At 69.3% G+C, this 6,000-nt stretch carries 6 protein-coding genes; 2 read left to right on the top strand and 4 right to left on the bottom strand.

Annotation, left to right across the window (positions count from 1 at the left end):
- Positions 1 to 720 precede the first annotated feature (720 nt).
- Positions 721 to 1,728 (top strand): terpene synthase family protein, encoded by a 1,008-nt coding sequence (locus ACZ68L_RS15160; protein ID WP_469577242.1) that lies wholly within the window; start codon positions 721 to 723, stop codon positions 1,726 to 1,728.
- 156 nt (positions 1,729 to 1,884) lie between these two features.
- Here ACZ68L_RS15160 and ACZ68L_RS15155 read toward each other — a convergent pair whose 3' ends face one another.
- The gene (locus ACZ68L_RS15155) at positions 1,885 to 2,100 is read right to left on the bottom strand and encodes an EF-hand domain-containing protein (protein ID WP_329815025.1); all 216 of its coding nucleotides are present in this window, start codon (positions 2,098 to 2,100) and stop codon (positions 1,885 to 1,887) included.
- Between the two features lie 175 nt (positions 2,101 to 2,275).
- Between ACZ68L_RS15155 and ACZ68L_RS15150 the strand changes: the two genes are divergently transcribed.
- Positions 2,276 to 2,914: a GNAT family N-acetyltransferase gene (locus ACZ68L_RS15150; protein ID WP_469577241.1), complete on the top strand. Its 639-nt coding sequence runs from the start codon at positions 2,276 to 2,278 to the stop codon at positions 2,912 to 2,914.
- 55 nt (positions 2,915 to 2,969) lie between these two features.
- On the opposite strand, the gene ACZ68L_RS15145 is transcribed toward ACZ68L_RS15150, so the two are convergent.
- From ACZ68L_RS15145 to ACZ68L_RS15135, 3 genes are all read right to left on the bottom strand, one after another.
- Positions 2,970 to 4,154: a YVTN family beta-propeller repeat protein gene (locus tag ACZ68L_RS15145; protein ID WP_469577240.1), complete on the bottom strand. Its 1,185-nt coding sequence runs from the start codon at positions 4,152 to 4,154 to the stop codon at positions 2,970 to 2,972.
- On the bottom strand, positions 4,154 to 4,960 hold the full coding sequence (locus ACZ68L_RS15140) for a polysaccharide deacetylase family protein (RefSeq protein ID WP_469577239.1): 807 nt from the start codon (positions 4,958 to 4,960) through the stop codon (positions 4,154 to 4,156). Before ACZ68L_RS15140 ends, ACZ68L_RS15145 begins: the two co-directional genes overlap by 1 nt.
- A gap of 355 nt (positions 4,961 to 5,315) precedes the next feature.
- Complete coding sequence (locus ACZ68L_RS15135; protein ID WP_469577237.1) at positions 5,316 to 5,831, bottom strand: ATP-binding protein; 516 nt, start codon at positions 5,829 to 5,831, stop codon at positions 5,316 to 5,318.
- Positions 5,832 to 6,000: the final 169 nt, after the last annotated feature.

Here is a 6,000-nt window from a genome sequence, read left to right as displayed (position 1 = left end):
TCACAAGGCCACAGTGCACCCCAAGGAGGAAGAACCACCTGGCCACGGGGTCAGGTACTCAGCGGGTCCCAGGGGAACTCACGGGATGTCGCACACTACGTCCGCACACACCACGTAGAACTCCCCGAGGAATTCCTCGCACGGATCGGGGAGCACGAACTACCCGCTACCGGGCGACCCGTCGGACCTGCCGGGGTTTTGGCAGGACTTCGAGCGGCTGATGCGCCATCTGAAGGACCCCTGAGCCCGATGTGAAGCGGCCCCCGGGCCAGGGGGCTCCTCGGCCCCGCCCGGGGCGTCGCGAGGGCCGCTCCGGAACGGCGCAAAATCGACGAGTTCCGCGGACGTCCGCACAGTTGATGCGTTGATCGTCCCAAGTGGTCGTCGGCTGCTCGCAGTTGTTCACGCCTCCCTGGCGACCACGCATTTTCGGTCACCCATGACTTCCCTCTCCCGCCCACTCGGGGTTGACTGGGGGTCACGCATGGTGATGCCTCCGTCCAGTGCCAAGGGCGTTCGCCACCGCGGGCCCGCGAGCCCGGCCCCGATGCCCCGACCCCGGCGGAGGAGAGTGAGCAGGGATGACCGCCTCGACTCGTGCGGTGAGTCTCTGGGCGGGAACGGGCGGCCCGTCTCCCCGTGCGTCATGGCTTCGACGCGTGAATTCGATCAGCTCGACGTTCGTATCATTCATCCGCATCGTTTCGACGAGGGGCATCAATGAGCCAGATCGCGCTGCCAGCGTTTCATATGCCGTTCCCGAGCACCGGGTGCAATCCCGGCATCGAGGAGACCAGGAAGGCCGCATGGGAATGGGCCGAGAACAATGGCCTCACGCTCTCTCCGGTGGCCCGCAAGAAGATGATCCGGACAAGGCCGGAACTCTGGATATCGCTCATGTTCCCCACTGCCTCGCAGCAGCATCTCGATCTCTTCTGCCAGTGGCTCTTCTGGGCCTTCCTCGTCGATGACGAGTTCGACGACGGACCCGCCGGACGTGATCCGCGCATGTGCGAGGCGGCGATCGACCGGCTGGTGGCCGTGCTGGACGGCGCACCGCCGCACGGCGCCATGGAGCACGCACTCGCGGGACTCCGGGCCCGGACGTACGTGGACCGCCCGACGCGCTGGATCCGGCAGTTCCGGCGGGACACGGTCGCCTGGCTGTGGACCTACTACGCCGAGGCCGTGGAGCGGGCCGCCGGGCAGGTTCCGACCAGGGCCGAATTCGTGAAGCACCGGCGGGATTCAGTGGCCATGCAGCCCTTCCTGGACCTGCATGAGATCACCGCCGGAATCGACCTTCCGGAATCCGCCCGCAGCCTTCCCGCCTATATCGCCCTGCGCAACGCCGTAACCGATCATTCGGGGCTCTGCAACGACATCTGCTCCTTCGAGAAGGAGGCATTGCTCGGCTACGAGCACAATGCGGTACGCCTCATTCAGCGCGACCACGGATCAACTGTCCAGGAGGCGGTCGACGAGGCCGGAGCGCAGCTCGCGGAGATAGCGGAACGGGTCCGGCGCGCCGAGAAGGAACTGATCGAGGAAATAGCGGCGGCCGGGATCCACGGCCCGAGCCGGGCCGCGCTGGAGCGGTGCGTACGGGACTACCGCGGGCTGGTCAGGGGCGACTTCGACTACCACGCCCGCGCGGAGCGCTACACCCGCCCCGATCTGATGGAGATCGACCGGCGGGAGTCGCTGTCACGGTTCTTCGCCGCCTGACGGGGGGGCGGTGCGGCACGCCGGAGCGGGGTGTCGCGGTCTTCCGCCGCATCCCGTACACCGCCGCGCCGGCCGGCGCCCGCCGTATCCGGGTCGCCGTGACCGGAGGCGGCGGTTCGGCGGCCCCCGGCCTGCGGGCCGGGGTCCTCCCGGCCGTCAGTCCTTGTTCTGCGCCGCCCAGAACTCGTCGAACGTGAGCAGCCCGTCGCCGTTGGCGTCGTGCGAGTTGATGACGGCCTGGGCCACCGGCTCGGTGACGTACGGGTCGCCGAGCTGAGCCATCACGCTCTTGTACTCGGCGGCCGATATGAGCCCGTCGCCGTTCAGATCGAACCGCTCGAATGCCTTACGCGCCGACTCGATGTCCGCCACAGTTCCGCCCCTTCGTGATGCCTCACCCATGCCTGGCCGGAGTCCGACCAGTGTCTGACTGACGGGGGTCAGATTAACGGGCCCGACGGATGGCGGTCGCGGCGGCCGGTCGTCGATCATGGGTGGGGGTCCGCCACCCGGCGGGCCGCGACATGGCCCGGGGAGTGGAACGCCGATGGACGACACGCTGGTACGGATCCTGACCGCCGCGGGGCACGGACGGTTTCCGCCCGCGGACGGGGCCACGACCGTGGTGGGGCAGTCCAACGCACGGGACGCGGGCGTGCTGGCGTTCACCGCGCACTCGGTGGTGTTCACCGACGAGGATCCGGAGTGGGTGCGGGCCGTCCTGGCCGCCACCCCCGGCGACCCGCTCGCCGCGACGATGAATCCGTACTTCCTGAGCGCGCTGTTGGCCCGGAGCGGCCGGCACATGAACACCATCGATCTGCTCACGGTCGCGGACGCGCTGCCGGGCGAGCCGGAGATCGCGCTGCGCGAGATCGAGGACCCGGACCATCCGCGGGTGGCACGGGCGATGAAGTACCGCGACGAGGTGCGGGTCTGGTCCGCCGACGGCAGTGTGGTGATCCTCGGCCGGGGCGTCGCGGGGCGCTGGGAGACGGCGATCGAGGTGGCCGAGGAGGCGCGCGGCCGTCGCCTGGGCGAGCGGCTGGCGCGGGCGGCCCGGCATCTGGTGCCGGACTCGGTGGTGTGGGCCCAGCAGTCGCCCGGGAACGCCCGCAGTGTGCGGACGTTCCAGACGGCGGGCTACCGGCCGGTGGGCTCGGAGGCCCTGTGGGTCGCGAGGTGAACGGTCCCGGCGGTGCGGCTCCGGGTGGGCGCACGTACCCCGGGGGCGTGCGGGTTCAGCGGAAGACGCCGGTGTGGCCCAGCGAGTACCGGCCCGGCTGCGGGTAGACGGCGAGTCCGTGCGGGCCGCTGCCCACCGGGATCCGGGCGAGCTGTTTGCCGGTGGCGGTGTCGATCGCGTACACCTCGGAGTTGTAACGGCCGCTCAGCCAGAGGACCTTGCCGTCCGCGGAGACTCCGCCCATGTCCGGGCTGCCGCCGTGCGGCAGGTGCCACTTCTTCACCAGCTTGCGCTGGGCGAAGTCGAAGACGGAGATGGTGCCCTCGCCCCGGTTGGAGATGTACATCTCCTTGGAGTCACGGCTGACGTAGAGGCCGTGGGCGCCCTTGCCGGTGGGCAGCAGTTTCGGGGTGGTGAAATTCTTGCCGTCCAGGACCCACATCCCGTTCGCGACCATGTCCGCGATGTAGAACGTGCCGCCGTCGGGTGACAGCTTCACGTCCTGCGGCATCGCGCCGCCGAACGGCAGTTTCTGCTGGGCGACGACCTCCATCTTCGCCGTGTCGACCTTGAGGAGTTCACCGGAGAACTCGCACGAGACGATGAAGTACCGGCCGTCCGTCGAGAAGTCGGCGTGGTTGACTCCCCCGCATGTGACCGGCACGGCCTTGACGGTCTTCATGGTGTGGGCGTCGCGGAAGACCAGTTGACGATCCATCGAGGCCATCACCACGGCGTATTTGCCGTCGGGGGTGAAGTAGAGGTTGTACGGGTCGGAGACGGGTACCGTGCGGCCCTTCTTCCCGGTGGCGGGATCGATGGCCGTGAGGCTGTCACCGATGTCGTTGTTGACCCAGAGGGTCTTCAGGTCCCAGGACGGAACGACGTGCTGCGGCTGGCGGCCGACCTTGATGGTCTTGATGACCTTGTAGGTCGTGGGGTCGATCACCGAGACCGTGTCGGAGTTGGTGTTGGGGACGTACACCCGGGACGGGAAGCCCTTGACGGCCGGGGAGAACTTCCCCGGCCGGTCGGCCGCGTAGACGTCCTTGGTGTCGAGCACCGGTGGCATGCCGGGCAGCCCCGGCGGGGTGAGGCCCTCCGCCCTGCCGGGAGGGAGGGCGGCCCCGCTGCCGACGGCCTCGACGTTCCCCTTCTCGGCGGGGGAGCCACAACCGGTGAGTACCGCGAGGAGGACGCCCCCGAGCAGGGCCGCGGTGTGCTTGGTGGAGGAAGGCATCAGGTCAGCAGCTCCGTGGTCGTCACCGCGCGCAGTCGGCGGCGGTCGATTTCGGTGAGGAGGAGAGGCAGGGCGGCGACCGTGTCCGCGTAGCCGAAGTGCAGGCTCACCACCGATCCGTTGCGGATCTCCCCGGCCACCTTGCGGGTGACGGCCGCGGCGCCGGGAGAGGTGAAGTCGAGGGAGTCCACGTCGTACGAGAGGACGTGCGGGTAGCCCGCCGCGGCGGCGAGCCGCTGGACGAGCGGGGTGGCGTACCTGGCGCGCGAGGGCCGGAACCAGGTGCCGATGGAGCCGGTGAGCCGGCGCAGCCGCTGGGCGCAGCCGGTGATCTCCGCGTACGCCTCGGTCTCGCCCATCGAGGAGATGTCGACGTGGTGCTGGGTGTGGTTGCCGAGGTCGTGCCCGCCGTCGAGGATGCGGCGGGCCATCTCGGGGTGTTCGTCGAGCCAGCTGCCGACGGCGAGGACGGTGATCCGGGCGTGGGCCCGTTCGACCTCGGCGAGCACGGTCCGGGCGATGGCGGGGTCGCCCTGGCCGTGGAAGGTGAGGGCGACGCGGGCGCGGTCGCGGGGGCCGTGGTCGATCTGGGCCGGCTGTCCGGGAAGGCGGCGCGGGGCGGGCGCGGGGTTCCCGGTGGACGCGGTGGCGGAGCTCTGCGGGCTCGCGGCGGTCGAGGCGTTCCCGGCCGACACGGTGGCGTCGCCGTGGTCCGCGCATCCGGCAGTGAGGACACCGGCGAGGGCGGCCCCCGCTCCGGCGCGCAGGGCGCTGCGGCGGTGCACCGGTCTGTCGGAGGCGTTCATGTGCAGAACAGTAGGCACGAAACAGTCAGAGGATATTATTGGGGACTTACAGGTGACGCGAATGAATCATTCGCCGAATCCCATAAATATTCATGCTTTTCCAGGCAAGTGACCCATCACACCTGTGATTCACCTGAAAAACGCCCCATGATGTCCACTAATGCCCTGTTTGCACCTTTGGCGGCAAGGTCGCCCATCTGCCATAGTCGGTCACACGACCGCACCGACCCGAGCCCGGTCGTCACAAGCGGCCGTGAACACACCCCCCATTTCACGGCCCCCACACAGCGGCCCCCGAAGCGCCCCACCATGGCGGACCGGGGGCTTCTGTGCGTACGATCCGGGCCCGCCGGGGTCAGCGGTCGGAGATCCGCATCTCGAACCACGTGGTCTTGCCGCGCGGCAGCAGATCCACGCCCCACCGGTCGGAGAGCTTGTCGACGAGGAACAGCCCGCGCCCGCTGACGTCCATCGCCTGGACGGGCATCAGGCAGGGCAGCCCGCGCGAGGGGTCGCGCACCTCGATCCTGATCCAGCCACGACGGCGCAGCATCCGTAGCCCGAAGACCCGGGCGCCGGTGTGCCGCACGGCGTTGCCGACGAGCTCCGAGACGAGCAGCACGGCGTATTCGGCGGTCTGCGGAGAGAGCGCCCACTGACGCAGCACCACGCACGAGGTGAGCCGCCGGGCGGTGGCCGCGGACTCCGGACGGGACGGCAGCCGGACCTCGCCCTCCGCCGGATTCCCGAACAACTCCAGCGCCTTGAACGCCTGTTCGTCCTCGACGGCCGTCATCCACCGCGCCGCCGTCGCGCCGCTGCGCGGTCGCGGCTGCTCCACACCCTCCAGGCCCGCCATGCACACCATCATGGCCGCAAGGCGGGTGCTCCGGGGCCGTTCCGAGGGAATCCACACCCCGGAATGCATCATTCCGCAGAGGTCGATAGGCATATGCCAGTGGCAGAATGCGACCCCTCACACCCATGCTGACCTGCACGGATATCGCGTCCAGACGAGTTTGTCGGCCCCTTCGGACAGC

This window comes from Streptomyces sp. NPDC104309 (genome assembly GCF_055584025.1).
This window is presented reverse-complemented; position numbering and strand designations above follow the sequence as displayed.

Excerpts from the sequence above, each read along its gene's own strand:
- ACZ68L_RS15140 (WP_469577239.1), bottom strand. The coding sequence starts at position 4,960 with ATGAACGCCTCCGACAGACCGGTGCACCGCCGCAGCGCCCTGCGCGCC.
- ACZ68L_RS15135 (WP_469577237.1), bottom strand. The coding sequence starts at position 5,831 with ATGATGGTGTGCATGGCGGGCCTGGAGGGTGTGGAGCAGCCGCGACCG.
- ACZ68L_RS15160 (WP_469577242.1), top strand. The coding sequence starts at position 721 with ATGAGCCAGATCGCGCTGCCAGCGTTTCATATGCCGTTCCCGAGCACC.
- ACZ68L_RS15145 (WP_469577240.1), bottom strand. The coding sequence starts at position 4,154 with ATGCCTTCCTCCACCAAGCACACCGCGGCCCTGCTCGGGGGCGTCCTC.
- ACZ68L_RS15150 (WP_469577241.1), top strand. The coding sequence starts at position 2,276 with ATGGACGACACGCTGGTACGGATCCTGACCGCCGCGGGGCACGGACGG.